The organism is Sphingobacterium ginsenosidimutans, assembly GCF_039536865.1.
GTDB classification, from domain to species: Bacteria; Bacteroidota; Bacteroidia; order Sphingobacteriales; family Sphingobacteriaceae; genus Sphingobacterium; species Sphingobacterium detergens.
Window position 1 is genome coordinate 351,238 of record NZ_BAAAZK010000006.1, and the last position, 25,921, is coordinate 377,158.

Annotated in this window: 23 protein-coding genes and 1 tRNA gene; 14 read left to right on the plus strand and 10 right to left on the minus strand. The window is 39.8% G+C overall.

The features are described from left to right. Nucleotides 1-11 precede the first annotated feature (11 nt). Nucleotides 12-84 (plus strand) — tRNA-Lys (locus ABFX33_RS12125). A gap of 240 nt (nucleotides 85-324) precedes the next feature. Here the strand turns inward: ABFX33_RS12125 and ABFX33_RS12130 are convergent. Further along, nucleotides 325-858 (minus strand): MFS transporter, encoded by a 534-nt coding sequence (locus ABFX33_RS12130; RefSeq protein WP_346086260.1) that lies wholly within the window; start codon nucleotides 856-858, stop codon nucleotides 325-327. Nucleotides 859-1,283: 425 nt separating this feature from the next. Between ABFX33_RS12130 and ABFX33_RS12135 the strand changes: the two genes are divergently transcribed. Then, nucleotides 1,284-2,846, plus strand: coding sequence for a serine hydrolase (locus tag ABFX33_RS12135; protein WP_346086261.1), 1,563 nt, complete (start codon nucleotides 1,284-1,286; stop codon nucleotides 2,844-2,846). A 119-nt stretch (nucleotides 2,847-2,965) separates the two neighbouring features. Here ABFX33_RS12135 and ABFX33_RS12140 read toward each other — a convergent pair whose 3' ends face one another. Next, a complete protein-coding gene (locus tag ABFX33_RS12140; protein WP_346086262.1) occupies nucleotides 2,966-4,210 on the minus strand; it encodes a hypothetical protein in 1,245 nt (414 codons plus the stop codon). Nucleotides 4,211-4,335: 125 nt separating this feature from the next. Here ABFX33_RS12140 and ABFX33_RS12145 point away from each other — a divergent pair, with 125 nt between their 5' ends. Together ABFX33_RS12145 and ABFX33_RS12150 are read left to right on the plus strand one after the other, a co-directional pair. Next, entirely contained in the window at nucleotides 4,336-4,992 is a 657-nt protein-coding gene (locus ABFX33_RS12145) for a 3-keto-alpha-glucoside-1,2-lyase-like domain-containing protein (RefSeq protein WP_257096117.1), read from the plus strand. A gap of 103 nt (nucleotides 4,993-5,095) precedes the next feature. Continuing rightward, a complete protein-coding gene (locus tag ABFX33_RS12150; RefSeq protein ID WP_120261335.1) occupies nucleotides 5,096-5,560 on the plus strand; it encodes a response regulator in 465 nt (154 codons plus the stop codon). A 28-nt stretch (nucleotides 5,561-5,588) separates the two neighbouring features. Here ABFX33_RS12150 and ABFX33_RS12155 read toward each other — a convergent pair whose 3' ends face one another. From ABFX33_RS12155 to ABFX33_RS12170, 4 genes are all read right to left on the minus strand, one after another. Further along, on the minus strand, nucleotides 5,589-6,674 hold the full coding sequence (locus tag ABFX33_RS12155; RefSeq protein WP_346086263.1) for an ATP-binding protein: 1,086 nt from the start codon (nucleotides 6,672-6,674) through the stop codon (nucleotides 5,589-5,591). An 80-nt stretch (nucleotides 6,675-6,754) separates the two neighbouring features. Then, the gene (locus tag ABFX33_RS12160) at nucleotides 6,755-8,905 is read right to left on the minus strand and encodes a sensor histidine kinase (protein WP_346086264.1); all 2,151 of its coding nucleotides are present in this window, start codon (nucleotides 8,903-8,905) and stop codon (nucleotides 6,755-6,757) included. A gap of 10 nt (nucleotides 8,906-8,915) precedes the next feature. Next, nucleotides 8,916-9,680: a methyltransferase domain-containing protein gene (locus ABFX33_RS12165; protein ID WP_257096130.1), complete on the minus strand. Its 765-nt coding sequence runs from the start codon at nucleotides 9,678-9,680 to the stop codon at nucleotides 8,916-8,918. Further along, entirely contained in the window at nucleotides 9,680-10,489 is an 810-nt protein-coding gene (locus tag ABFX33_RS12170; RefSeq protein ID WP_346086265.1) for a hypothetical protein, read from the minus strand. Before ABFX33_RS12170 ends, ABFX33_RS12165 begins: the two co-directional genes overlap by 1 nt. A 354-nt stretch (nucleotides 10,490-10,843) precedes the next feature. Between ABFX33_RS12170 and ABFX33_RS12175 the strand changes: the two genes are divergently transcribed. The 5 genes from ABFX33_RS12175 (at nucleotide 10,844) to ABFX33_RS12195 (ending at nucleotide 15,150) form a co-directional block, all read left to right on the plus strand. Next, entirely contained in the window at nucleotides 10,844-11,881 is a 1,038-nt protein-coding gene (locus ABFX33_RS12175; protein WP_346086266.1) for a LytTR family DNA-binding domain-containing protein, read from the plus strand. A gap of 110 nt (nucleotides 11,882-11,991) precedes the next feature. Beyond that, nucleotides 11,992-12,774 carry a CPBP family intramembrane glutamic endopeptidase gene (locus ABFX33_RS12180; RefSeq protein ID WP_346086267.1) on the plus strand — a complete coding sequence of 261 codons (783 nt, stop codon included), beginning with the start codon at nucleotides 11,992-11,994 and terminating at the stop codon, nucleotides 12,772-12,774. Nucleotides 12,775-12,927: 153 nt separating this feature from the next. Continuing rightward, nucleotides 12,928-14,058: an SH3 domain-containing protein gene (locus ABFX33_RS12185; protein ID WP_346086268.1), complete on the plus strand. Its 1,131-nt coding sequence runs from the start codon at nucleotides 12,928-12,930 to the stop codon at nucleotides 14,056-14,058. A gap of 140 nt (nucleotides 14,059-14,198) precedes the next feature. Beyond that, nucleotides 14,199-14,675 (plus strand): hypothetical protein, encoded by a 477-nt coding sequence (locus ABFX33_RS12190; protein ID WP_257096138.1) that lies wholly within the window; start codon nucleotides 14,199-14,201, stop codon nucleotides 14,673-14,675. A 10-nt stretch (nucleotides 14,676-14,685) separates the two neighbouring features. Continuing rightward, nucleotides 14,686-15,150, plus strand: coding sequence for a hypothetical protein (locus ABFX33_RS12195; protein ID WP_257096139.1), 465 nt, complete (start codon nucleotides 14,686-14,688; stop codon nucleotides 15,148-15,150). A 115-nt stretch (nucleotides 15,151-15,265) separates the two neighbouring features. Here the strand turns inward: ABFX33_RS12195 and ABFX33_RS12200 are convergent, their stop codons facing one another. The 4 genes from ABFX33_RS12200 to ABFX33_RS12215 form a co-directional block, all read right to left on the minus strand. After that, nucleotides 15,266-16,015: a LytR/AlgR family response regulator transcription factor gene (locus ABFX33_RS12200; protein WP_257096140.1), complete on the minus strand. Its 750-nt coding sequence runs from the start codon at nucleotides 16,013-16,015 to the stop codon at nucleotides 15,266-15,268. Nucleotides 16,016-16,208: 193 nt separating this feature from the next. Continuing rightward, nucleotides 16,209-17,276 (minus strand): sensor histidine kinase, encoded by a 1,068-nt coding sequence (locus ABFX33_RS12205; RefSeq protein ID WP_346086269.1) that lies wholly within the window; start codon nucleotides 17,274-17,276, stop codon nucleotides 16,209-16,211. Nucleotides 17,277-17,283: 7 nt separating this feature from the next. Continuing rightward, nucleotides 17,284-17,898: a tetratricopeptide repeat protein gene (locus ABFX33_RS12210; RefSeq protein ID WP_346086270.1), complete on the minus strand. Its 615-nt coding sequence runs from the start codon at nucleotides 17,896-17,898 to the stop codon at nucleotides 17,284-17,286. Between the two features lie 143 nt (nucleotides 17,899-18,041). Continuing rightward, nucleotides 18,042-20,189 carry a TonB-dependent receptor gene (locus tag ABFX33_RS12215; RefSeq protein WP_346086271.1) on the minus strand — a complete coding sequence of 716 codons (2,148 nt, stop codon included), beginning with the start codon at nucleotides 20,187-20,189 and terminating at the stop codon, nucleotides 18,042-18,044. A 171-nt stretch (nucleotides 20,190-20,360) separates the two neighbouring features. Here ABFX33_RS12215 and ABFX33_RS12220 point away from each other — a divergent pair, with 171 nt between their 5' ends. The 5 genes from ABFX33_RS12220 (at nucleotide 20,361) to ABFX33_RS12245 (ending at nucleotide 25,898) form a co-directional block, all read left to right on the plus strand. After that, complete coding sequence (locus tag ABFX33_RS12220; protein WP_346086272.1) at nucleotides 20,361-21,329, plus strand: D-2-hydroxyacid dehydrogenase family protein; 969 nt, start codon at nucleotides 20,361-20,363, stop codon at nucleotides 21,327-21,329. 279 nt (nucleotides 21,330-21,608) lie between these two features. Continuing rightward, on the plus strand, nucleotides 21,609-22,655 hold the full coding sequence (locus ABFX33_RS12225; protein ID WP_346086273.1) for an 8-amino-7-oxononanoate synthase: 1,047 nt from the start codon (nucleotides 21,609-21,611) through the stop codon (nucleotides 22,653-22,655). A 247-nt stretch (nucleotides 22,656-22,902) separates the two neighbouring features. Next, nucleotides 22,903-23,187, plus strand: a complete 285-nt coding sequence (locus ABFX33_RS12230; RefSeq protein WP_028071165.1) for an HU family DNA-binding protein — start codon at nucleotides 22,903-22,905, stop codon at nucleotides 23,185-23,187. Between the two features lie 17 nt (nucleotides 23,188-23,204). Beyond that, the gene (locus ABFX33_RS12235) at nucleotides 23,205-24,041 is read left to right on the plus strand and encodes a tetratricopeptide repeat protein (protein ID WP_104384819.1); all 837 of its coding nucleotides are present in this window, start codon (nucleotides 23,205-23,207) and stop codon (nucleotides 24,039-24,041) included. Between the two features lie 303 nt (nucleotides 24,042-24,344). Next, nucleotides 24,345-25,898 (plus strand): Rne/Rng family ribonuclease, encoded by a 1,554-nt coding sequence (locus tag ABFX33_RS12245; RefSeq protein WP_077436961.1) that lies wholly within the window; start codon nucleotides 24,345-24,347, stop codon nucleotides 25,896-25,898. Nucleotides 25,899-25,921 lie beyond the last annotated feature (23 nt).

Consider the following 25,921-nt stretch of genomic DNA (forward strand, 5'->3'; position numbering starts at 1 on the left):
ATTTATCGAATGACTTCGTAGCTCAGTTGGTAGAGCAACAGACTCTTAATCTGTGGGTCCTGAGTTCGAGCCTCAGCGGGGTCACTGTCAAAAAAAGCCGTTTTACAAATGTAGGATGGCTTTTTTTGTTTATTGGAAAATTATCGCCTTCCTTTCCTGTAGTGCAAAAAATAATAGGCTAATAGCGCGCTGGACAGCATCAGCAATGCCCCCAAATAAAAGGGGTGCCGAGAAAATGTATTGGCGCGTCGCCCTGGCTGAAATAATAAAAAGTCTGCGTCATCATCAGGGGGCCAAAGATTGCCGCAAGGCTCATAATACTATTCAGTCCACGTTGTAGCGCACCCTGTTCGTTGGGTGGTACCTGTCCGATATTAGTGACTGTAAAGTGGGATAAGCAATGTTCCCTAGTACATAAGGGATCAAAAAAGCATAAAGCATCCAACTTTGGGTAGCAATGGCTAACAATATCATACCTAGTGCATACAAAAGTAAACCTAAGTACACGTTTTTTTCATTTCCCAATCGTGGGAACATATAATCGGCAAAAAAGCCGAGTAGTGCAATAAGTATTATCGGTCGCATACCGTACTTGTCGCTCAGGTTTCGTATAAGAAGTGAAAAAGCAATTTGCATAATGGCATATACTGTAAGTAAATAACCGCCCCAAAGACTGGCTTGCCTAATGGAAATATTTTTAAGCGTTGCAATCAACTTGGGCATTACCGGTATGATAAGGCCAAAACCAATGACATCAATTGTGAGGGTGATAAAAATAAATACTATCGCAGTGCTGTGTATCTTCTTTTCTGGTTTTGTCGCTGTTAGACCCGGCTTAAAATTGAATAAATTGGCCATTTTTTTCTATTGGAGGTTATGTTGTTCAATTTATATGTAGTAAAGGTCAGTATACTAGAGGTTTGTGCTATTACATAATTATGGAAAAGAGTTGTAAAATTTTTAGTGCTTTTCGGTGTTGATTGGAATTATGGCGATAAAGAATAATAATGTGCTTTCAATAGAATCTATCAATAAACTGACCTCAAGGTATCTAAAACTTAGTTAGAGTTACAATTTTGGAAAATCTTTCTCAGCAAAACAAACCAAAGAACTGGAAAAAGATTCGAGAATTGAATAGAAACCCGTTACTTTCTACGTAAGTAAGCCTCGATCGATAATAAATAAACCCATAATTAATGTAAATTAGAATATTGCAATTTCTCCTTAAAAAAGGAGTACTGACCATGATATTGTAAACTGGATGTATCCATATTAAATATGACATGAAGATTTTTAAACGATTTCTATTTACGGCATTGATCAACCTTGGAATATCAATGCAAATCATTGCTCAGGTAACAGCGCTTCAGGTAGACTCGCTTATGAAGTCCGCATTGGCCAAGTTAGAGGTAACGGGTGCAGCCATCGCAATTGTCAAAGATGGAAAAGTAGTCATTCAAAAAGGATATGGAACCCGCGATATAGATGCACCATTCCTTGTTAATGAGTATACTAACTTTCAGATAGCTAGCACGTCCAAAGCTTTTACCGTGGTCGCATTGGCAATTTTGGTTGAAGAGGGAAAGATTACCTTGGAGGATAAAGTAAAGGATCACATTCCGGAGTTTAAGATGTATAACGATTATGTCACCGAAAACATGAATATTGCTGATCTGTTGACTCATCGCAGTGGACTTGGACTTGGTGTTGGCGATCTCATGTTCTTTCCGGATGGGGGAGATTTTGATGCAAAGGATGTCGTAAAAGTTTTTCAATATTTTAAACCCGTTTCCGCATTTCGGACTCAATTTGACTACGATAATTTACTTTATATTGTCGCTGGAGAGGTAATCCATCGTGTGAGCGGACAACCTTTTGGAACGTTTGTCGAAAACCGTATTTTGATGCCTTTGGGAATGAATCGCTCAAAAGTGGATAAAAAGTCCATGCTGAAAGATGAGAATACTGCTAGCCCGCATAGTTTGATAGCCAATAAAGTGAAAAGGATAAATTTTTTCGAAAACAGTGAATCCGCAGCAGCAGGGGGAATCTACTCAAATGTTGCTGACATGACCAAGTGGATGTCTGTTCAATTGAATCGAGGAAAATACGGACATAATTTAGATTCAACCTTATTCTCTGCAGCCAATAGCAAACGGATGTGGACAATTCATACACCATTGGGGGCAGAGGAATCAAAACGCTATAAATCACATTTCTTAGGTTATGGGCTCGGTTGGTTTCTTACAGATAAAAATGGTTGTATGGTTGTTTCACATTCTGGATATGTACCAGGAATGCATTCTGAGGTGATATTGGTGCCAGATCTGAACTTGGGTATTACTATACTAAATAATTCAGATCACTCCGGAGGGGCACTTAATCATGCTGTAATAAACGCTATTTTGGATAAGTATTTAGGCTTAAGTGAACTGAAATGGGTCGACATGGGTGTCAATTTCCTTGCGCAAAACAAAGGTAAGGATGATGAGGCAACAACAAAAGTATGGGCGAAGGTAGATTCGCTAAAAAAACAGAAGGTTGATATTCAGAAATATATTGGTTCCTATTCTGATCGCTGGTTTGGTGAAGTACAAGTCTATCTAAAAGATAAGGAACTTCGGATCCGCAGTGTTCGATCTCCCAAATTAAATGGTGTAATGCATATGTATGAGAAAGATATTTTCGCTATCCGATGGGATTATCAGGACATGAACTGTGATGTACTTGCAACCTTCACCTTAAATAAAGAAGGAAAGGCCGAAAGCATCAAAATGAAAGGGATTTCTCCAAATATTGATTTTAGCTTTGATTTTCAAGATCTGGACCTTCGTCGTAAACCCTAAATAACTGAATAGGAAAATTTGTTTGCTTAAGAAATAGAACTAAAGCTGTCCAAATTTTACATTTAGATGCAACGAAGAGGGATGTTAAGTATAATTACTATTCAGTGTTTGGTTAAGTTCTAATGGGGTAATACAGCTGTATCACGGATATCAAATGATTTGATAAGTCCAGACCCCTGAAAGAAAACTCGGACACCAACAATCTTCCCGATTCCGGTAGGAAACAATCCCTGATAGGCGAGTTTGTCATTCAGTTCTATCTTAATATTCCCCAGTTTAGATACACATTTGACTGATACAGGTGAAGAGAAGTCAACTCCAAAAGCAGATAGATTGTTGGAGGTCCCATCCAATAATTGTTCTCCAATCCACAATTGGAGTTCGCCGACACAGCCTGGTTTGGAGAGTGGAATCATAATTATCCCATCCGTTCCCAAGAGTGTTATTCCACTTTGTTGGCATGGAGCATTAAGTTGCTGATATGTATTCTGAATGGCTAGGGATAGAGTGAAATTTTTACTGTCGATATTCCATCCCCTGGAAACCTGTGTTAATACAAATTCCGGTATTTCAGAATTGTAGTTATTGGTACTTTGTGGTATATCCTGTTGTTTCAGCCCCTGCCACTCCCCATGATCAATCATTTCCTTGGGCAAATACATTGGAATAGGTTCCTTCGTTACGAAGCCCATCCAATCTTCGGATTCTATAAAAATATCATGCTCTTTGACAATAGAGTCATTGAGGACCAATTTTGCCCGGTAATATCCTGGACGGTAATAGGTACTGGCGTGTTGATGACGGTTTTTATCGACTTTTATCCTTCTTTTTGAATCCCAGTTTTGTTGAATAAAGACACTGTCTGCATTGGAATGACTTGCATCGTACTCGAATATGACAGTATTGGGTACCCCTGTCGTCACAGGTTTACTACTAAAGCTGATTTTATGATAGGATAATTCATTCGTTGATTTTCCTTGAAATCTATTGATCCCTATCAGAAATCCTGTTAATATTAACAGGATAAGGCAGCCATATACTATTTTAGCATGAGGTCTTCTCTTGAGCTCCTCTTTATTGTTTTGATCAGCGAAGGGGATGGAAGATGTTAGTGTGCGCCAATTGGAGAATCCCGAAAATTTGGCTAAAGCATCTAGTGTGCTTAAATTGGGATTGCTATTGTATTGTACCTTTCCCCAGATTCTTTTGAGGGTGCTTGTGCTGAGGACAACATTGGTTTCCTTATAAATCAATTCACTTAGGTTATCAAAATCCTGCGATTGCCAACCTGCGCTACTTCCCCACCCGACTTTTTCTTCGATGAGCTTTTTGCATTTGTTGATATGGTGTTGATTTTCAGTCATATTTAATCGCGATTAAACTTGCACAAATTTGAACAAGCTATGAATTCAGGATATATCCATTGTGAACTATCTTTATCAAAGTATATTTTGCAATACCTAATATAAACATCAAATCTTTTAACAATATGATTAAATTTAAAATTACATGCTGCTTGGGTTTACTCTTTTCTTTGCTGTCTCTAGCATCAGGACAGGAGCCCGTCAAAACAAATTTATCTTTGGATAATTTATATCCGGTCAACAGGACAGTGACCGTAGAAAAGGACAGTACAGGAGCACCTGTCGTCCATATGAATGGTCGGCCCAATGCTGGTATCGCATGGATAAAAGATAGTTCTTTTAAAAATGGTTATATCGAATTCGATGTCAGAGGAAAAGACCTGTTGCAACAGAGCTTTGTGGGAATAGCATTTCACGGGGTTAATGATACAACTTACGAAGCCGTATATTTCCGCCCATTTAATTTTTATGCAAAGGATCAGATAAGAAAGAAACATGCGGTGCAGTATATTGCGCTACCAACAAATGACTGGCCCTATCTGAGAAAGCAGTTTCCCGATAAATACGAAGCACCCATAACATCTGTGGTGGACCCTAACAATTGGTTTCATGTAAAGCTCGTTGTAATCGGACAAACGATCAAAATTTATTTTAATTCGGATACTACCCCAGCACTTCAGGTTCAATCATTACATGGAAAAACCGATGGAAAAGTGGGATTTTGGACAGGGCATACATCGGACGGGGACTTTAAAAATCTAACGATTACTGCTAAAAATTAAATGTATGAGGCTATCGACAGAAGTGCTAATCGCATAAAACTACTTTCTTGTTACTTAATCCGGAAGATTTATTCCGTAAATTTGTACCGGAGGTAACGAGTTTATGAAAAATAAGAAGATTTCGATATTGTATGTTGACGATGAGGAGAATAACCTGTTTTCCTTTAAAGCAACATTTCGATTAAAATATAAGGTGTTTACGGCCATCAGTGGTGCCGAGGCGATAGAACTTGTCAAAAATAACCCCATTGATATCATTATCACTGATCAGCGGATGCCTGAAATGACAGGTGTAGAATTTTTGGAAGAAGTCATAAAAATTGATGCGGCTCCAATGCGCATCCTTTTAACGGGGTATGCCGATATGGCTGCAGTGGTCGATGCCGTTAATAAGGGAAAGATATTTCATTACCTAAATAAGCCTTGGAGTGAGAAGGAGCTCGATGAAACAATTCAACGTGCTTATGAAGTGTATACTGAACGGCAAAAAATAATTGAAACGAATGCCCAGCTCGAAACGTCCAATGATCAATTGGAGTTTATGCTACGGCAAAAGCTGCTATCCTAAAAATGCTGTTTTTTTAGGATAGCAAACCTTATTTGCTCGGTATCCTAACTGTAAATGTTGTTCCTGTATTTGGTGCCGATTGCACATCGATTGAACCCTGTAGCTTAAGCAGAGCGTTCTGTACATTGTATAAGCCAAATCCCATTCCTTTGGCCTGGTCACTGCCTCTAAAAAATAACTTGAAAATATCGCTAATATGTTCGGGCGAAATTCCAATACCATTATCCCTCACAACAATGATCGCTTGTTGATCAGATACATCAACCGATAATTTGACAAATGGATTTGCCTGCTCTTTTTGCTGATATTTGAAAGCATTAGACAGCAGATTGTGCAAGATTAATTCCAGGATGGCTTTATCGCAATGAAATGGTTCTTTCTGCTCTACGCAGATATCAAATGTTACATCCTTATTTTGTGTGTACATTTTATAGAACTGTCTAACATTGTCAAAAAGCTCATCGAAATTAATTTCAGATAACATAAGTTCGCCTCTTCGCAAGAGGTAATAATCCCGTAAGCTATCGATGTAGGCGTCCAGACTGACCAATGAACTATCCATCAAGGTAAGCAACTCGTGAATGCGGTCTATACTGTTAAATTCTAGTCCTAGTTTTACCGCAGAGAGTACACCTGTCAACGGGTCACGTAAATCATGACTCACACTATAGGCAAATTTATCGAGCTCATCGTATGCCTTCTGCAATTCTTGGTTCTTTGTCTCCAATAGTGAATTTGCAACATAAAATTTATTCGCCTCTTCGATCGCAGAGATAATTTCTTCACCCATCCAGGGTTTGCGAACGAACCGAAATATATGGCCCTTATTGATCGCATCTATAACCGTATCCATGTCAGCATAAGCGGTCAATAGAATACGGATTGGCTTCGGATAATCTTTTTTGATGCGGTGGAGAAAATCTATTCCCAATTCCCCAGGCATACGCTGATCACAAAAGATCACACGGATATCTGGATTGGAAAGAAGTATTTTTTCGGCTTCGGCTGTATTTGATGCGGTATGAATAACATAGTCGTATCTAAAATTTGCTTTAAAACCAACCAAGTTATTTGCTTCATCATCAATATATAATATTTCAATCTCCGTCTGCATAATTTTTATAATCTGGTTTATCTTCCCAAAATGAACGAAATTAATGATAATTTATCGAACTATTCGGGTTTACTTTGGCATCAATTTGTTTGTTGTATGGGAATGTGTAATGTAAAAGCTGTTCCCTCCCCTACTTCTGATTCTACAATAATCTTACCATGATGTTTTGCAATGGTATTATAGGCAATAGACATACCTAATCCTGTTCCTTCACCTACATCTTTTGTCGTGAAAAAGGGCTCAAAAATTCGGTCTCTAATGCTTTCTGGGATACCAATACCATTGTCTGCTATTTTAACATAAATAGCGGATTGATCAGCTGTAAGCCCCGTTTCAATATGTAGTTTCCCTCCACTGTTGCCGCCGAATTTTTTGTCTATGGCATACACCGCGTTCGTGATAATATTCAGAAATACCTGATTCAGTTTTCCGGCATGACATTCTATTCTTGGTAGATTTCCAAGATTTTTTTCTACTTCGATCGAATTGTTTATCAAACTGTTAAGTATGATCATGGTGGACGTTAGACCTTCATTGATATCCGCAAATTTTAAGGTGTCTTCGTCGATACGAGAAAAGATACGTAAACTTTTTACAATTTCAGCTGTTCGATGAGCTCCTTCGTCCATTCCTTTCAATAGATAATCGACTTCGGTCTTTAGATATCCGATATCCAAATCATCTTTAAATTTTTTGATCTGTAACTGTTTTTCGCTATCGGAAAGGTCTGTATTAAATGCAACACGTTCGACTTCGTCCAATGTTTCCCAGATCATCTTGATATCGCGCTTCAGTGGAGCGACATTGGAGGTGACAAAGTTTATCGGATTGTTAATCTCGTGGGCTACTCCTGCAGTCAACTGTCCTAAAGAAGCCATTTTTTCAGCTTCAACAAGCTGTGACTGGGCTTCTTTCAGATGTGCCAGCGTGGTCTGCAGCGATGCATTGGATTCTTTCAGTTCATGTGTTCGCTCATCTACCTTTTGTTCTAAAACCGTATTCTGCTCACGGATAAGTTGTTGATTTTCCAAAGAAATAGCCAATTCTCGTTTTTGGGACTCATCTTTTTCCTGTTTAAGTATATTGATACTGTATGCCAGACCGAATGAAAGTAAAGCCATTTCGATAACTGAAGCGATCTGTACCGAATTGCTGGTAAAATTGTTGTAGTCTAATATTCCATAGTCCTTTAACAAAAACACTACGGATCCCAATAATAGGACTGTCCAGCCATAGACAAAGTATTTCGCTGGGCTATAGCCGCTGATCATGATGCGGTAGGATAGATAGAGGACAAACAAAGAGCCTATACCGGTGGTCACTTGCATCACAAAAAATGCTAACTGCGTCAGATTGATCAATGCGAGGATGGTACCAACGGCAAATAATACGATAAAGATCGTGATTATACGTTTTGATCGAGGAGCATTCTTCTCTAATTGGAGAAATGAACCCGCGAAGAGCAAGGCGCTAAGTCCAGACAAACAGCCGAAAATAATCGGACCTTTGGTCGCAAAATAGGGCCAGTTCGGCCATAAATATTGAAAACTATAGCCTTTGATACCCATTTGGGTGATCCCTGCACAAACAACATATAGGACATAATAGAGGTAGCCCTTGTCCCGGACAGAAAAAAACAGAAAAAGGTTATATATCGCCATAATAAACACGATACCAATATAAATACCACTAAGGAGGCTATCGTTATTCATCTGCGCCATAAATTTGCGTTCGCTACTGAGGTAGATCGGCAATATGATTTGCTCAACACTTTTAATACGGAGAAAAAAGACTTTTTCTGACTGACAGTGCAGATGAATATCAAATAAGTAATTGGGGACTTTGTATTTTCTTAGTGAGAAATTTTGGTGTTCTCCCAGTCTAATGGATTGATATGTACCATTCTCATTAGGACTATACAATTCAATCTCATCCAATAATGGATAGGCAATCTCTAAAAGAAGATCTAAATCTTGTTTGGTATTATTTTTAACAGGTAGGCGTAACCAGATGGCATCGGGGGATGTCCCTAGGTTAGGCACCTCACTGTTTAGCGGTTGAAAGGCCGATGATGATGAAACTGTTGAAAAATCTGAGGTTTCGGGGCCTGTATAGCGCTCGAGCATATGGCCAATCAGCAACCGTTGCCCAGATTGATCAATAGTGAGCTGCGCACGTGATGGCAGGCATGCGAAAATAAAAAGGCAGATCAGGAAAAACCAGCGCTTCATCTTTAGGATACTATTTTTTAGCTTGAGCAATTACTAAATTCATGGAGACTAAAAAACAGCCAGATTCATCCAATTGGTTCAGTGTTAGCTGGAAATCGTCGTATTCTGCTTGACTTAATTTACCCTTTTCAAACATCTCCAATAGTATTTTATCCAAAAATAAATAACGGCTAGCTTCTTCCCTAGAACGTGTTACCATATTGAATGTTTGCAGTTGAACCTGTTGAAATCCATTTGCAAGGAGATCCGTTGTCAGTTTGTTGCCTGCCCAACCGTTATTGACTTTATCTTCTGTCAAGTAATGACATATTTTAGCCTCTATATCCACATGTTGTGTATAAAAAGTCAGGCTATTCCATATTGTTTCTACAATAACCAAGGGTTGCCCTTTGCGTAATATGCGATAGACCTCCTGAAACATGTTTTGCGGAGCAGTCAGATGCTGAACAAGTCGCTCCATCCGTACGCCCGAAACGCTCTCATTCTCAAAACCAAGCTGATATACTTCGCCCTGTACGAAATTGACGTTGCTGACGCCTTTGCTCCCCGACTTGGCATGATCGATCAATACAGCGTCATGGTCAACGCCAACGACCTGTACATTGTTTCCTAACATATTTGCAAGGTTAACAGCGTCCATTCCGGTACCGCAGCCCAGATCGGCAACAACCCCTTCTTTGATTATGTTGAAAGGGCTATAGGAATGTATTTTTAGTTGCTTGAGAAAGTCTCCGGTGTCCTGTAAATAATTAGCACCATAGTGTTTAGTATCCATTACAAAATATTTAGATTACGATGATCTGCTTTGAGATCTGCCGATGTGTGTTGCAAATTTTTTATGACTTCGTCAAGATCCCAACGATCTAAATTGGGAATGTCTATTTGATAGTGAATTTCAATCTCTTTATTTCGCAAGGTTTCTATCCGGACAATATTGGAATTGTTTCGAAGCGAAAATATCGCTTCCTTGTTTTCTTGATCGGCTTCGGTTAACGTATCCAGATTTCTCATGATCATAACTGTTGCCAATAAATCCAATTTGGGATAGTAAAAAGTTCCATTGTTACCAACGCTGGTATCTATCCGATAACCGACACTCTCAGCCAGTTTTACTGTGTATGGAGCACATAGTGCAAACAGGGATTTGATCCCAATCTGTGTACTGATTGCTGCTCCCGCCCTTGTGAGGAAGATACTACCGATGCCATAGCCTGCGATCTCACGAGAGTTCCATAGACCACAGCCTTCTCCGGTACCGTGAAGTGCGTAGTCGTATACCAAATCGTAGATACGTGCGTCCATAGCGCCTGTAGCCTGTTCTATCGGTAGTGGCTCACTCCCTCCAGCAGCATGTATCCGAACTCCTCCATATACCTTCTCACCATCAAGTGACTCTACAATAAGGACGAATGATGCCGGATTATACATCCAGTCATTTTTGGATGAAGTAACTTTCTTGACACCTATTGCTGTCAAGACATGGGCATGCCCTTCTATAAAACGTTCACAGGTTTTGGGATCGTCGATAGCACGAAATGCTCTTAGTCTAACTACCGGACGTCCCTCGTTGAATAATAATGCCACCGAAATGCTCTAATTTATCGTTGAAACACAAAACTAATCAATAAAAAGCAAAGCTGTTTATAGGTTTATCAAATAAACAGCTTTATGATCTGCCTTTTACAAAAAGAGTATCTTTCAGAGAAGGGCTATGTAAAAAGAGGTTTAAACAGCGCTATAATTGCTATATCAACGTTTTATAAACTATTGTTATGGGTAGGTTATGTCTGCCATGGCAGATCTTCGATGGAATTGGGTTTTTCGGGATATGGGCTTCGTAAAACAGGGTGCTGTAATTGTTATAATTAGCTTGAAAGTCTCTGCGCGAATGAAAAATACAATATGAAATGATGAAATTTTAGTAAATTGTCGCTGATTATGATCAATTTAACGTTATGGTTAAGGCAGGGGCAACAGGTCATTCCGGGGATATCTTCACTCCAGCGGTCGCTAAGTTATGCTTTTTTGCTGGGAGTATCCTGTTACCTTTTTTTAATTATTTTTCAGCCTTTTGGCACTTACAATTTCGAAGATACGAGCAAGTACCTACTATTGGCCGGTTATGGGGTTATTTTCGCTTTTTCTTACCTATTGGCTTCTTTTGTATTACCTGACAGGAAGGAATGGACTATGCGAAAGGAGTTAGTACGTATGCTATTGGTATATCTATCAGCTTCAATATTGAATTTTCTGTACAATAGTTTGGTTGTTAGTCAAGTGCCCATGCAATGGATTAACTTGCTATATATGGGGCTTTATACCCTATCACTCTATGTGCCCATTGGACTGATCTATTTTTTAGCAATTATACATACAAATCGGACGAAACCCACCGTGCCAGTCTCGAACGCTGCGCCTCAGAGACTCGCCACTCTGGTGCCGACGGGTTTATCTGAACCGCTTATACCGAACTCCGTCTCTCACCCCTCTGTTTTTCCAGATCCTGTTTCTCTAGACGCTGTTTTGCCGATACAAGCGAACTTACTTGAACAGCGTATCTCCAATCCCACGTCTCAGAATTCAGCTTCTCCGATTCGGGTGGGTTTAACAGAGCAGCATGTTGTTGCTTCTGATGACAACGCTATTGTTTGTGTTGCCAATGGAAGCCAGTTTTTATATTTTGGTCGACAGGATTTTATATTTGCCAAATCCATGGATAATTATTGCATAGTCTATTTCTACGAAGGTAATAGGGTAAAAAAGGAGATCGTGCGTATTACGCTGGGGAAGCTAGCCGAGCTGCTGACAGGTGCAAATATCCACCGTTGTCACAGATCATATCTAGTTAACTTCGATAGAATACTGAGCAAAGAGGGCAATGCGCAAGGGTTTCTATTGCGTTTTGAAAATATGGAGGAGTATGCCTTCGTGTCCCGTTCGATGCTTCATTCGGTAAAACCCTACTTAGTGAATTAACCGGCTTAATAAACTCTAAGGTGCTGTTTGCCATTCGTCCCTAATCTTTGCTATCCACCACTTATTTTTTTCAGTCCTGAGATTGTCCTATAGTTTTGTCCCAAAAAGTTATGAATCGCACAAATTTGAATTTATTTGTTTTGTTTTTGTTTTTCGGGGTTTACTTTGGTTTGGATCAATTATTATTTGCTTCTGTCCATTCCAAAATGACCAGTCTCCTTCACAACAGAACCTTGGGTCATATGTCAACCTATGGACTTAGCTTACTCCCCCTGTTCATAGGAGCGCTTTTACTTCACCCAAAAGATCAGGACTCCCTGATTTCTAAATCTGGTTTGAATGGATCATTTATTTCGGGGCTAGCTATCGGTGCGCTGGCAACACTCCCGATGTTTATCGGGTATGCATTTAAGTTTTCCTTGATCAAAGAACCTGATTTCAATTCTTTGATGATTAATACTGTATCTGCTGGATTTTTTGAAGAGCTTATCTTTAGGGCTTATTTTTTTGGTCTTGTTTACCGCTATACGCGCTTGGGTTTTATACCCGCTATCCTGGCGACGTCTTTCGTATTTGCCTTACTGCATTTATATCAAAGTCAGGATCCGGTGGAATTGGCGCTCATTTTCACAACAACATTTTTAGGATCGGTATTGTTTGGCTGGTTGTATACGGAATGGAGGTTTAATCTCTGGGTTCCCATTGCTTTACATATCCTGATGAATCTGGCTTGGATGCTCTTTAATGTCGATGATACTGCAGCAGGAAACTGGTACGCAAATATTTTCCGCTTTTTGACGATCGCGATCGTTATCACATTGACAGTAATTAAAGCAAAAAGAATGCATGGTGGTCTTCAGGTGAATCGTAAGACGCTTTGGCGAAAAAGCTAAAATTATTTTGGATGAAAAAGACAATAATTGCCATGGTCGCTACTCAAATAACGATGAACCAAAGCTGCTGGCTTTTTGATATTTATACGGGGAGGTAAGAACCCCTGAATACCAGTATTTTTTTTCGGCACAGGAATCGCTATCTTCACCTTTATGAAAAGACTGCTATTTTTACCTCTGTGTATACTGGTCGGTGGGACTATTTCCATAGGAATGTCAGGCTGCGGTGACGGTTCGAAGAAGACGGATACCCAAAAGGGTGATTCTACTCAAATGGATTCGGTCGCAGTCAGGAATACTGCTGTAGCGGAGAAATTTCCTCCATTGCCGATCAACTATGATCAGACAAAGGTCTTGAAAAACCTCTATGTGATCGACCGTGCTGGTGTGGTGTTACGTCAGGGCGCGGATGAAAGTGCTCCGACACTTGGAAAGTATCCTTATGGTACAAAACTGGATGTAATCGCTGAAGAAGGTGAGTGGATTGCTGTGATGGATCGTGTTCAACGGGATTATAAAGGGGCTAACGGCGAAGCCAATGATGTAACACGATGGGAAAAGGTATATGTGGCAAAATCTAAATTGGGCAAACAGGATAAAATTACAATATCACCTAAGGATTTAAATATCATTGTCTCACAGACGGTGAACGGAAAAGAAAGCTATTACGAAAAAGGGCATCCTTTGGATAAATATCTTCTTGTGGAGTTGATCGATGAACAAACGTTTTTAGCGGCCCGAAATACGGCCAAAAATTATATGATCAAGGATACGCTGTCCTATACTAAAAATGGAAAGATTCTGGAATTACCGCTAGAAAATGGGAAAAAGCTGACTTTTACAGATAAAGATATTGACAATGAGCTGGAGTCTCGCTATTCGTACATGGGTCATTACGATTTTCTGAATGCCTTTGCCGTTGCGGGAAACTATTGGGAAAGTGCTGATGTACGCCTTTTTGACCGAAAGGATGGGCATCTTATCGTGGAGTGTGGTGATTATCCCTTCTTTTCTGCTGACAAAAAATATTTGATGACTTTGCACGCTGATCCCTATGAATCGACAGGTGATCTGCAACTCTTCCACGTGAAACAAGGGAAAGTAATCCCGATGATTTCGGTAAGTTTTAAAGAATGGATGCCGACCTGGAAAGAGGAACTGCTATTTTGGGGTAAAGATGGACATATATATGCCGCGGCAAACCATATAAATGGGTATTGGGGAGAAGAAGGATCCTTGAGTGAAAGGTCTCAATTTATTAGAATCAAACTGCTTGAGGATTAAAATTGTCCTAAGCGAGAGTTTTGTTAATTTAATTTGCGGATACCGAGCCGTATAGGTACTATTTTCTGTTTTAAGTAAAACTATTCTGGAGTGCGCCTGTTGTATTCCATAAAATAGATTATAGTTTGTAATTTAGCTGGATGAAACTAAAAGCACTGTCATTAATTGCCGGACTATGTTGTTCATTTTCGCTTGTAAAGGCTCAGAGGAAACCTTTACAGGAACATAATAGATGGATCTGGGGACCTTCTGTGGGGTACCAATATCAGAGCGGAAATTTCCTGAAAGTTTCAGGTTGGGGCTTATTTGCACCAAACGACTTTCAGTATATGAAAATAGATGCTGGTGCCAATTTTAGCTGGATGGAAAACAAAACGACGGTAATTCCGGAAGTAGGGTTTACATATTACCTGAATGACTTTGTCCTGTTCCCATTTGTCAAAGCTGAATTGACACCCTATACCATTACTCCTAAAGTTGGAGCGAGTTTGTTTTCAATTGTCGACTTGGGTATAGGCTATGGATTCGATTATAATACAAAGAAAAATTTCAAGCCAATAGATGGTTTTACCGTATCCATAGGAGTGAATATACCATTGAATTTTCATATCTATTAAATGGCGAGTCATGCAAAATAGAAATATACTTTGGTTAGGTTGTATGGTTATTTTGCTCGCTTTTGGAAAAAAGGCAGCAGCACAAGACCATTTGATTGGCCCGACATTGAGTTACCAGTTCCAAAAAGGGAGTATCATCAAAACTGGAGCTTATTTTGCATTTCCATTTATTGGTGATAACATCTTGCGGGCAGATGCCACTGCTAACTTCACCTGGACGCAAAAGAAATTTGCGGTTATTCCAGAAGCGGCGCTAACATATTATCCGCAAAGCTATGTACTGACCCCATTTTTGCGCGCAGAAGTGACGCCTTATACGTTCACCCCTAAAGTCGGAGCTAGTCTGGCGACACTTTTGGATATTGATTTTGGATATGGTTTTTCCATCAAAGACAAAAAAGATTATCGGCCAATGAAGGGGTTTGCCGTGTCTCTGAGATTCAGTATTCCATTGAATTATAGGCTCAATATGTAACCTCTTCCACTATCTTCTTCTTTTCCTTGCTGCTAAGTGCTCGTTCGATGAATTGAGCTGGATCCTTGTATGTGATTTAAAAGCTTCCAGATAGTAAAGTGTGTTTAATCCGAGCTTATTTATCGAGCCAATTTTTGAAAGCAACAACTTTCTCCCTCGAAACGATCAGCTCGTCAGATTCATAATGCTTGAGATATATTTTTAATCTCGCATTGGAGTGTACAGCAATGTTTTTGATGGCATCAAATTGCACGATAGCACTTCGGTTGATCCGAAAGAAATCTTTGGGCGATAATTGTGGGGTTAAGGCATCCAGTGTTTGGTCGAACAGATAATTCCCATTTTCATTGGTATATAAATAGGTGCCTTTGTTTTCGCTGTAAATGCACTCGATCTGTTGGGTGGTCACAACCTTGAGGCTCTGGCCGATCCTGATGGTAAAACGTTCCTTAAATGTTTGGGTGGTATTTTTAAATAATGCCTCAAAAGTTGCTAGATCAAATGGAGAGACTGGGCGCCTAAACTGCAGAAACTTTTCAATCGCGTTTTCCAGTTCTTCATCTTCAATTGGCTTTAACAGGTAGTCGATGCTGTTTTGTTTAAATGCCCGTAACATATATTCATCATACGCTGTCGTGAAAATAATGGCCGAACTAGGTTTTATCTGCTCGAGGATCTCAAATGATATGCCATCAGCAAGTTGGATGTCCATAAAAAGTAGATCAGGTTCGTCATTTGACCTAAACCATTCAATCGATTCTTCTACGGTCTGTAGTGTGGCTGACACCGTGTAACCGAGCCCTTCCAATTTTCTTCGGAGCAGTCTCGCAGAAGGAAGTTCGTCTTCTATAATTAATATTTTCATTGCGTATTTTCGTTCTCATTGATCGTCTGATCCCTGAGTGATTTATTTATTTCGCCTTCAGGTCATCCCTGCCTGCTTACGACATTTAATTGCTACTGGTATTTCCTTTGTTTTAATTAATGGTCTCTTGGACCGGATTGATCCTTGTCATCAAATACTACTGGCATTGACTTGTTTTTGAATTAGCTGGCTTTCATGCTACTGTTTCGGCAATAATCGGCAGCCCCACAGCGAATAAATCAGCGCTTTCCTGAATGTAAACAGGTTGATCGGACAATAATGCATAACGCTCCTGGATATTTTTTAAACCGATGCCAGAGTTGCTATTGAGCACTTTCTTTTTTTGTAGATTGTTCTCAACATACAAATAATCGTTTTTACGATAAATCTTTAACATCAGTGGGCTCTTTAACGAAATAACATTGTGCTTCACTACATTTTCGATGAGCAATTGAAGAGAAAGCGGTAAAATAAAACCATGGATCTCGTCTTCAGAAATATGTAGATCAATCTGAATACCTGCTTCAAACCGTAGGCCCAGAAGATTCAAATAGGCTTTTGAAAACCTGAGTTCTTCCTGTAAACTAACAAGACTCTTGTCCTTGTGTTCCAGTACATAGCGGTATATCCTTGACAGGTCTGTTGTAAACAGGCTAGCCTTTTTGGGATCCTCTTCAATCAGCCCATTCAGCACATTTAAGCTGTTGAATAGAAAGTGCGGATCCAATTGGTTTTTTAAAGATTCGAATTGGGCTGTTATCTGTTGTTTTTCCTGCTCCGATTCTTTAATCTGATAGTCTTTGAACCTCTTATAGAAATAGAAGCCAAAAAATAGCATTGAAATAAACCAGGAGATAATCGCAAGTTGAAAGTAGTAAGCAACACGCTGCTGATTAATAAAATGATTGAAGCGCTGGAGAAAGTCTTTGGAACCAGTAGGGATAAACAGACCCGAAAGAAAAGCATTCACTAAAAAAACGACAAGTATGGTCAAGATAAAGCTGATACCATAAAAAACAACCATTTTTTTCCCAAAGTCTTTACTGTTTGGGTACTTATCCGCCACCCATTTTGATAGATAGCCATGACTCAGAAAGAGAAAAAACCCATACAATAAACCTCTGACCATATTAGGGTGTAAGATGATCGATAACAAAGGGATGTCTTTATGATCGAGTTTGGCTACAACTACAAAATAGATGGAGACAACCACACTTGCTAATATGGCCTGAATAATGGCTTTAAATGGAAATCTCTTCACAGCAATATTATTTGCACTCTTTCAGTATTTGTTCTGCCCGTTCTTTACCCCAAGAAGGAGAAAAGGGAACAGTCACTTTTTCTTCATTGAATAAAGATAGTGCTTTCTTGACATCCTCACATTCTTTACTGCTGTCCTGATTGAAATATTTTTTTGCGTTCATCTGGAATTCAGCAAGCCCCAACATCGCGCGTGGATTACTAGGTTTGATTGCCAATGCTTTTTTATACAAACCAATGATGATTGGTGATAGCTCCTTGGCTTTTGTCATGGGATCGGTTACCATTAATGCGGTTTTATTCATTGCTCGCAACACAAGCCATTCCGAGTTATTGTCCTGCGTGCTGTTATTCAGGATGTCTTCGGCAGATTCTATGTATTTTGCTTGTGTTTCTTTGTTCTTTTCCCTGAAGGCGGCTGTCGTCAGGATCATTGCCTGATAATAGGTCGGAATCCAATTGTCCTTTTCGGCTTGGGCAATTCGTTCCAATACTGCAGATGCTTTCTGTATCTCTCCGGACTGCCATAAGCTCATAGCTTGCCCCATACTTTTTTCGTAGTTACTTTGTGCAAATGTGCTGCTGCTTATGAAGCAGATAATGGCGATAATAAATGATTTCATGATTTTTCGTTTAGTGGTTAACATTTTTGATTCTTCTATAGCTGGTTCATATTTGTTGAACTCCAGTGAAATTGCGGATAGTTGCTTGCAATTGGGAATAATTTTGGATGAACCGGCATATTTTGATGATGAGTTGTTGATTGTTATAGATTATCCAGTTGATTGTCTTTTTCATTTTTACTTATTGTCCAGAAATAGCCCAAAAAGACAAAGCGTTTAGCTGTAGGCACAATAGCTCTACGATCATAAATACCCTGTGTATTTGGTCGGTCTGCATATTGATATCCATAGATCGGTGAAACTCCGAGGACATTGCTGACAGAGAAATGGATAATTTTTTGTTGACTGTAGAGGAATGACCAACTCATAGATAGATTATTATATCCTTTGGTGTGACCATTCATAAAAGCGGTTTGGTTCGGGTCATTGTAATTTCTTCCTGAAACAAACGAATTTGTCAAACTGAGCTGTGATCTGAGGTCTGCAAACCAGTATTTTCCAACAATAAAAAGGCTATGCTTATAAACATAAGAGGGAGTAACTGTATGGGGATAGTTCGCTTCATTTCTTTTGCTGTCTGTGTAGGAGTATGAAATCCAGTATTGAAGATTCTTTACGCTACTGGTGTTTTTGTAAAATACATCAAAGCCTTTGACCTTGCCGTTGCCATTGTTGTCATATTGACTGTCGTACCTCGCTGTTTGGCTGTTATATTTTATCAGGTTGTCGTATGTCTTATGGTAGGCTTCCAGACGCAACAGGTGTCCACCTTTCTCGTAAAAGTAATTTGCGATATAATGTCTGGCGGCTAGCCAATCCAGCTGAGGATCATATTTTAAAAATGGGCTTGGAGCTTGTTGATGAAACGTTCCATAAGCCAGCGAGAGCTGGGTATACTTGTTCAAAGCGTAGCCCAAGGACGCCCTTGGCTCGATCGTGTTCTTGTTTTGTAAATTGGAGGTAGTCCCCCGCAGTCCGATCTTCCCAATAAGGTTAGGTAATAGGCCAAAAGTGGTTTCGGTAAACAGCGAAGTCATTTTGCTATGGTATCCATAGCTGTAGGCGAGTTCTTGACGATGGTATTCTTCCTTGTAATTGTTGTCAAAATATTCTATTCCCCAAATGCTTTTTATACTGTTTTTCCAGGTTTTCCTTAAGGTTCCTTTTACATGGAGGCTCTTTTCGTCGTTGGGCAGGTAAATGTCGCTGTAATGGAGCTTGTCTGTCAGATTGCCTATTCCAACGCCTGAATTGAATGCCCAGCGATTTCCTAAGTCTTGACTATAGGTGATGTTGGCGTAGCTATTGTTGGACTTCTTTTTCAATGGGATAGGCTCCTCGTAATTGATGTCGGATTGGTAAAGCCCCATATTTTCAAAATTGTACGCCCCATAAATATTTAGAAAGCCTTTTCTAAACTGATGGCGATAGATCAGTTCTCCGGAAGCGTTTTCATAGGGTTTGGTCCATTTGATGTCGGGAGTTATGATTTTTGAATAGGGCTTTAAGTTTGTATAGCTGCTGTTGAAGGTCAGTGAGTTCTTACCCCATTGTAATGTATGCCCTAGACCAAGGCCCACAGATGATAAGGAAACTTCTGTTTTGGGCTGTTCAATGGTGTTTTCTGTACTAAGGGCCAAAATGCTGGATAAGGCATTACCAAATTCAGCAGAATAACCTCCGGTAGAAAAATTGACGCCTTTAAAGAGCATTGGCGAGAACCGACCCCTGACAGGAACTTCATTTGGGGTTGCGGTATAGGGCTGTGCTACCCGTATTCCATTAATGTAAGTCTGTGTCTCGGAGGCATCTCCGCCGTGAACCATGAGACGTCCGTTTTCTCCCGCAACTTGTGCCCCCGGTAATGTTGCCAAAGCACTAATGATGTTGCCCATGCTTCCTGCCGTCGTGACGATGTCCAAGGGGCTCATCACCGTGTTTTTGCCTGAGCTGTTGGCTTGAAGGACCCCTGCCTGAATACTGACCTCTTGCAATCGATTCTCACTACCCTGCAATTGAATGATCAAAAGTTCCTTATATGGTAATTCAATGAATTTGCTATACAGTGGGCGACCTACAACGGACGCTTTAATTGTCTTGGCACCCCGCTCATTGGTTTCAAAAGTAAAATTTCCGAGCGAGTCTGTTGTACTCCCATCGTAGGTACCTTCTATATAAACATTGGCTAAATAGATAGGTTTACCATTTTTCTCTACTACCCTGCCTTTGAGAATAGATTGTGCGAAAACGGTGGTGGTACTTAAAAATAGTAAGGTTAATAGCAGCTTCATTTTATTGACTTTTATCCAAAAATGGAAGAGAGCAATTGCTTCCACGAAAAAGAGTGGATGAAATGTCAAAATATGATGATGAAATGTCGTATTCCGATTTTATGCTGTAAATTAATGCTTGAAATGAGAACCGATCGTGTTAAAGAGCGGTGTAAATTAAGTCACAGAAAGATGCAAATTACCATTTTAGATGACTATCAAGATGCTGTCCGACAGCTGGATTGTTTCAAAATACTTGATGGTCACGATGTTCAGATATTGAAACAATCCTATGCAGATCCGGCTCTACTAGCCGAAAAGCTTAAAAATACAGAAGCGTTGGTGCTGATTAGAGAGCGAACGAAAATCTCTGCTGATCTGCTCAGCAGACTTCCAAATCTCCAGCTCATCAGCCAAACGGGTAAGATTTCCAACCACCTTGATCTGGCGACTTGCAGTGCTTATAAAGTTGCTGTTGCAGAAAGTATGGGATCCCCGGTCGCACCTGCCGAACTGACCTGGCTATTAATTATGAATGGTTTGAGGAAGCTGCCACAAGCAATTGCAGCGATGAAAGCGGGGCAATGGCAGTCGAATATTGGTCAGTCTGTGGCAGGGAAAACCATAGGGATATGGAGCTACGGAAAGATTGGGTGCCGGGTTGCCCAGTATGCAAAGGCCTTTGGCGCGCAGGTGATTGTATGGGGTAGCGAAAATTCTCGGGAAGAGGCAGTAAAAGACGGGTTCTTAGCAGCATCAAGTAAGTCGGATTTCTTTCATTTTGCGGATGTGGTAACACTGCACCTGAGGTTGGTGCCAGAAACCAGAGCTATCGTAAAGTTGGAAGATCTGCGTTCCATGAAATCATCAGCACTATTCGTAAATACTTCGCGTGCGGAATTGGTTGAACAAGGCGCACTTTTGGATGCTTTGACCAGTGGGACACCAGGCGCAGCTGCGGTTGACGTTTACGAGTCAGAACCTATTACAGACGCCAATTATCCATTGTTGCAGCTGCCGAATGTGATTTGTACACCCCATTTGGGCTACGTTGAAGAAAATGGCTACGAACAGTTGTTTAAGTTAGCTTTTGAAAATATTGTTGCTTTTGCGCAAGGAACACCACAACATATCGCCAACCCAGAGGTTTTGAAGGACTGATGGGAATGTCTATTGACAGATGGTTCGTAAGCTAGGAAATTGCCACTTGAAATGCTACCCTTTGTTTATGAGTAGATCAAAAGATTAGGAAATAAATGTTCCCGCCGCAATGGATAGATGTCAAACCAAATGTGTATTATTGATTGAAATCAAACTGTCCAAAAGGAAAAGCGCTCCCCTCGGTAATTGAAAATTTAAAGAAGCGTGTTTGGGGTTAAGAGCAGTATTAATGAAAAATGGACTGTCCTTCCTTTGTGAGGACACCCCCTAAGTGTTTAAATGAAAAATTTTACGAAACTTGATCAACCGACTGGACGATCCATCTACTTGGATGGAAAGGAATCCCTTTTTTTTGGAGGAACCTCCTACTTGGGCCTGGCGACGGATAATGAATATACCGAACTCTTCATCGAAGGGGTAAGACGTTATGGCGTTAATAACGGTACTTCTCGCAATAACAATGTACAGCAAGCTATATTTGACAAAGCCGAGGAATATGCGGCGCAGCGATTTGGATTTGAGTATGGATTATTGCTGTCAAGCGGTTACTTGGCGACTCAATTTGTTGTCAAAACGTTGTCGCAAGAGGGGAAATTGCTCTATGCACCAGCTAGCCATCCTTCCTTGTGGCTTGACGCAAACCCAGGTGTAGTTGGCGATTTTAGGGATTGGAGCTTCCATACTGTCGATTATATTAATAAATCCAAAGAAACATCTTTTGTTATTGTTAGCAATAGCCTGGATAACATGAAGCCTGAAAGATATGATTTTTCGGTTTTTGATGAAATTTCGGATGCTAAAAGGGTTACCCTATTGCTGGATGATTCTCACGGAATCGGTGTGCTGCATGAAAATGGCATTTCACTGTTGGAGCGTGGTTTTTTGAGAGAAAATATGGAGCTGATTGTCGTGGCCTCCCTGGCAAAGGGCTTAGCGACAGACGCCGGCCTGATTTTGGCCAGCCAGAAACGGATAGAACAGCTTAAAAAATCAAATTTTTATACTGGAGCCTCCCCGAGTTCCCCAGCGAGCCTTTATGCTTTTGTAAATGGAGAGCAGATCTATCGTAAGCAATTTGAGAAATTGCAGGCAAATATTCTTTATTTCGCATCGCTTTCAAAAGGATATTTAAATACCATCGCTAATTTTCCGGTCTTCTCTTCCAGTGATATTAGTCTCTATGCAAGGCTGATGGAAGCAAGTATATTGGTCTCTAGTTTCCCTTATCCCCTTCCTACGGATCCATTATTGAATAGAATTGTTGTCAATGCACACCATACTCGGGAAGATTTGGAACGTATTAGTCATGCAATTGGCATATCTTGATTTTTTTATGACATCCATTGAATCAACTTGTTGTAAATTAGGAAATTGTTGTTAATTTTGAAACTTATTTAGCGGTTTGATCGATGTGAAATCTCGTTAATTGATTGTAAATGTTTGGCTTTTGGAAGCTTATTTATCAAAAAAGTGTTTAAATAATTTCCATTCCTCATTTTAAAACAATACTTTTGCATCCCCAAACATTAGTTGGCTTAAGGGTTGAAAAATAAATAATTACAGTAAAATAGATATGACTAAAGCAGAAATTATTGCAGAAATCTCTAACAAAACTGGCTTAGAGAAGGTAGATGTTCAAGAGACCGTAGAGGCGTTCTTCAAAGTTGTCAAAAACGCAATGATCGGAGGAGAAAATGTATATGTAAGAGGTTTTGGTAGCTTCGTAGTCAAAAAAAGAGCTGAGAAGACTGCAAGAAACATTTCAAAAAATACAGCAATCATTATTCCAGAGCACTTTGTTCCTAGCTTCAAGCCAGCTAAAATTTTCGTTGAGAAAGTAAAAAACGGCAATAAATAATCTTAAAATAGATTAAAATGGCAAAAACCAAACAAATAATAGTCATAGGAGCAGTAGTAGCCTTGGTTGCTGTGCTATTTGCACAGCCTATTAAAGGTTTGGTGGACAAAGAAAAACAAACTGCTGCAGCATCTGAATCGAAACCTTCCAATGAAGTAAACTTGGAAAATATCTCTTCGATGACAAAACAAGGTTTAGATGCTAGTTTAGTCAAAGAAATTTCCGATATTGAGGCCCAAGTTGCAAAAGCTTCTGGTGAAGATAAGATAAAGCTGTTGCAACAGTTGGCAAATAAGTGGGACGATGTCGCAAAACCAGCCCCTCAGGCATTTGTGTATGAGGAAATGGCAAAGGTTTCTCCTCAATTTGAATATTGGTTGAAAGCGGGTAATGCTTATCGTGCTGCTTATACTAATTTGCAAGATTCTACTTTAGCTCAAGCTCTTAATCAGAATGCGATTCATGCGTATGAGGCGGCGTTAAAAGCTAATTCAAGTAGTCTTGATGCAAAAACAGGATTAGGTGCCGCAATGGTATCAGGAACAAACAATCCAATGGCAGGTATTGCGCTATTGCGTGAAGTTGTTGCTGCTGATCCGAAAAACTTAGAAGCGAATAAAACTTTGGGATTGTTTTCATTACAGTCCCGTCAGTTTGACAAAGCCATCGAGCGTTTTAAGACCGTTATCGATCAAAAACCCGATGCAGAGTCATACTTTTACTTAGCCACAGGCTATGAAAATATTGGGATGAAAAAGGAGGCCGTGACTGCTTTTCAAAAAAGTAAAGAGCTGGCAGCTGATCCGTCCCTATCACAATTCATCGACCGCAAGATCGGGGAATTGAGCAAGTAATTAATTTATTATTTTATAATCATTAAAAAATTTAGCTATGCCAAGCGGAAAAAAAAGAAAAAGACACAAGATGGCTACTCACAAACGTAAAAAACGTTTAAGAAAAAATAGACACAAGAAAAAATAGTCTTGTGTTAAGCTTTTAAACATCTTGGCCCATTTTGCTGAGATAGCTTTACGAAACGATCTACATGTCTTTATGGGTGTGTAGATTGTTTTTTTCGTAACAACGTTCTTTAAATGTTTAATCGGATACCAAAAATTGCGATAGGATATTGCATAGGTATCAAAAATGAGTAGCTTTTGGTAAAGGAATTAATTATCGATTCAACTCCTGATAAAGGGGTAACTATTGCTTTACTACAAGACAAGCAGCTTGTTGAACTTAACCGCGAGCCCGCAAATAACAATTTCGCTGTCGGAGATATTTATCTTGGACGAATCAAGCGGATTATGCCGGGGCTGAATGCGGCTTTCGTAGATGTAGGCTACGAAAAGGATGCTTTTCTACATTATCTAGATTTGGGTCCACAAGTTCAATCTTTGCTAAAGCTTACGCGTATAGTAAAGAATGGCAGTTATCAAGAGAAACTGCTCAATAGTTTAAAACTTGAAAAGGATATCGATAAAGCTGGTAAGATCTCTGATGTCTTGAGCAAAAATATGCTCGTGCCAGTACAAATCGCCAAAGAACCCATCTCAACAAAGGGACCTCGTCTGAGCTCAGACCTTTCAATTGCAGGTCGTTTTGTCGTTTTGGTACCTTTCTCAAGTACTGTTTCCATTTCCAAGCGTATCAAAGGTAGTAACGAGCGCAACCGCCTCAAAAAGATTGTCGAAGGGATTAAGCCAGCTAATTTTGGGGTAATCATCCGTACAGTCTCTGAAGGAAAGGGTGTCGAAGAACTACAGCGAGACTTATTGGACCTGATCTCAAAATGGGAGCTATTTACCAAACGTCTTCGTAATGCTGAACCACCGCAAAAGGTTCTCGGCGAAATGGATCGTGCATCCACTATTCTACGGGATATCCTAACGGATGAGTTTTCGCATATTTATGTTAATGATCCTTCGATCTTCGAAGAAACAAAATCATATATACACGATATATCTCCAGATCTGGAGAAAATTGTAAAACTTTACAAACATAAAGAACCAATTTTCGACCATTTCGGAGTTGAAAAGCAAATCAAGGCAGCTTTTGGCAAGACCGTTACATTGCCGGGTGGTGCGTATCTCGTTATCGAGCATACCGAAGCTCTACATGTAATTGATGTCAATAGCGGTAACCGTTCTGCCAATAAGGAGAATCAGGAAGATAATGCATTGCTGGTCAATATGGAAGCAGCAAAAGAAATCGCGCGGCAACTGCGTTTGCGTGATATGGGGGGAATTGTAGTCATCGATTTTATCGATATGCACAAACCCAATCATCGAAAAGAGTTGTATACGTTCTTAAAAGAATGTATGGTGTCGGACAGAGCGAGACATACGATTTTGCCACCAAGTAAATTTGGTTTAGTGCAGATCACCCGTCAACGTGTAAGACCTGAAATGAATATTGTCACAAACGAGAAATGTCCTGCTTGTGATGGTACAGGTGAAATCCGATCAAGTATTGTCCTGATGGATGATATTGAGAATAATTTGAGTTTTATTCTTCAAGAACAGAATGAGAAAAAGGTGACCTTATGTGTTCACCCATACATAGACGCTTACATTAAGTCTGGTTTGATTTCTAAAAGAATGAAATGGTTTATGAAGTACGGTAAATGGATTAAAGTAAATCCAATGACGTCATATTACCTAACTGAATTCCACTTCTTCAATGCGAAAGATGAGGAAATCAAGTTATAATAGAAAGAGATTAACGAAAAGGG

What these genes read in the sequence shown, in the direction of transcription:
- ABFX33_RS12130 (WP_346086260.1), bottom strand. Translation starts at nt 858, where the DNA reads ATGGCCAATTTATTCAATTTTAAGCCGGGTCTAACAGCGACAAAACCA.
- ABFX33_RS12135 (WP_346086261.1), top strand. Translation starts at nt 1,284, where the DNA reads ATGAAGATTTTTAAACGATTTCTATTTACGGCATTGATCAACCTTGGA.
- ABFX33_RS12140 (WP_346086262.1), bottom strand. Translation starts at nt 4,210, where the DNA reads ATGACTGAAAATCAACACCATATCAACAAATGCAAAAAGCTCATCGAA.
- ABFX33_RS12145 (WP_257096117.1), top strand. Translation starts at nt 4,336, where the DNA reads ATGATTAAATTTAAAATTACATGCTGCTTGGGTTTACTCTTTTCTTTG.
- ABFX33_RS12150 (WP_120261335.1), top strand. Translation starts at nt 5,096, where the DNA reads ATGAAAAATAAGAAGATTTCGATATTGTATGTTGACGATGAGGAGAAT.
- ABFX33_RS12155 (WP_346086263.1), bottom strand. Translation starts at nt 6,674, where the DNA reads ATGCAGACGGAGATTGAAATATTATATATTGATGATGAAGCAAATAAC.
- ABFX33_RS12160 (WP_346086264.1), bottom strand. Translation starts at nt 8,905, where the DNA reads ATGAAGCGCTGGTTTTTCCTGATCTGCCTTTTTATTTTCGCATGCCTG.
- ABFX33_RS12165 (WP_257096130.1), bottom strand. Translation starts at nt 9,680, where the DNA reads ATGGATACTAAACACTATGGTGCTAATTATTTACAGGACACCGGAGAC.
- ABFX33_RS12175 (WP_346086266.1), top strand. Translation starts at nt 10,844, where the DNA reads ATGATCAATTTAACGTTATGGTTAAGGCAGGGGCAACAGGTCATTCCG.
- ABFX33_RS12180 (WP_346086267.1), top strand. Translation starts at nt 11,992, where the DNA reads ATGAATCGCACAAATTTGAATTTATTTGTTTTGTTTTTGTTTTTCGGG.
- ABFX33_RS12185 (WP_346086268.1), top strand. Translation starts at nt 12,928, where the DNA reads ATGAAAAGACTGCTATTTTTACCTCTGTGTATACTGGTCGGTGGGACT.
- ABFX33_RS12190 (WP_257096138.1), top strand. Translation starts at nt 14,199, where the DNA reads ATGAAACTAAAAGCACTGTCATTAATTGCCGGACTATGTTGTTCATTT.
- ABFX33_RS12195 (WP_257096139.1), top strand. Translation starts at nt 14,686, where the DNA reads ATGCAAAATAGAAATATACTTTGGTTAGGTTGTATGGTTATTTTGCTC.
- ABFX33_RS12200 (WP_257096140.1), bottom strand. Translation starts at nt 16,015, where the DNA reads ATGAAAATATTAATTATAGAAGACGAACTTCCTTCTGCGAGACTGCTC.
- ABFX33_RS12210 (WP_346086270.1), bottom strand. Translation starts at nt 17,898, where the DNA reads ATGAAATCATTTATTATCGCCATTATCTGCTTCATAAGCAGCAGCACA.
- ABFX33_RS12215 (WP_346086271.1), bottom strand. Translation starts at nt 20,189, where the DNA reads ATGAAGCTGCTATTAACCTTACTATTTTTAAGTACCACCACCGTTTTC.
- ABFX33_RS12220 (WP_346086272.1), top strand. Translation starts at nt 20,361, where the DNA reads ATGCAAATTACCATTTTAGATGACTATCAAGATGCTGTCCGACAGCTG.
- ABFX33_RS12225 (WP_346086273.1), top strand. Translation starts at nt 21,609, where the DNA reads ATGAAAAATTTTACGAAACTTGATCAACCGACTGGACGATCCATCTAC.
- ABFX33_RS12230 (WP_028071165.1), top strand. Translation starts at nt 22,903, where the DNA reads ATGACTAAAGCAGAAATTATTGCAGAAATCTCTAACAAAACTGGCTTA.
- ABFX33_RS12235 (WP_104384819.1), top strand. Translation starts at nt 23,205, where the DNA reads ATGGCAAAAACCAAACAAATAATAGTCATAGGAGCAGTAGTAGCCTTG.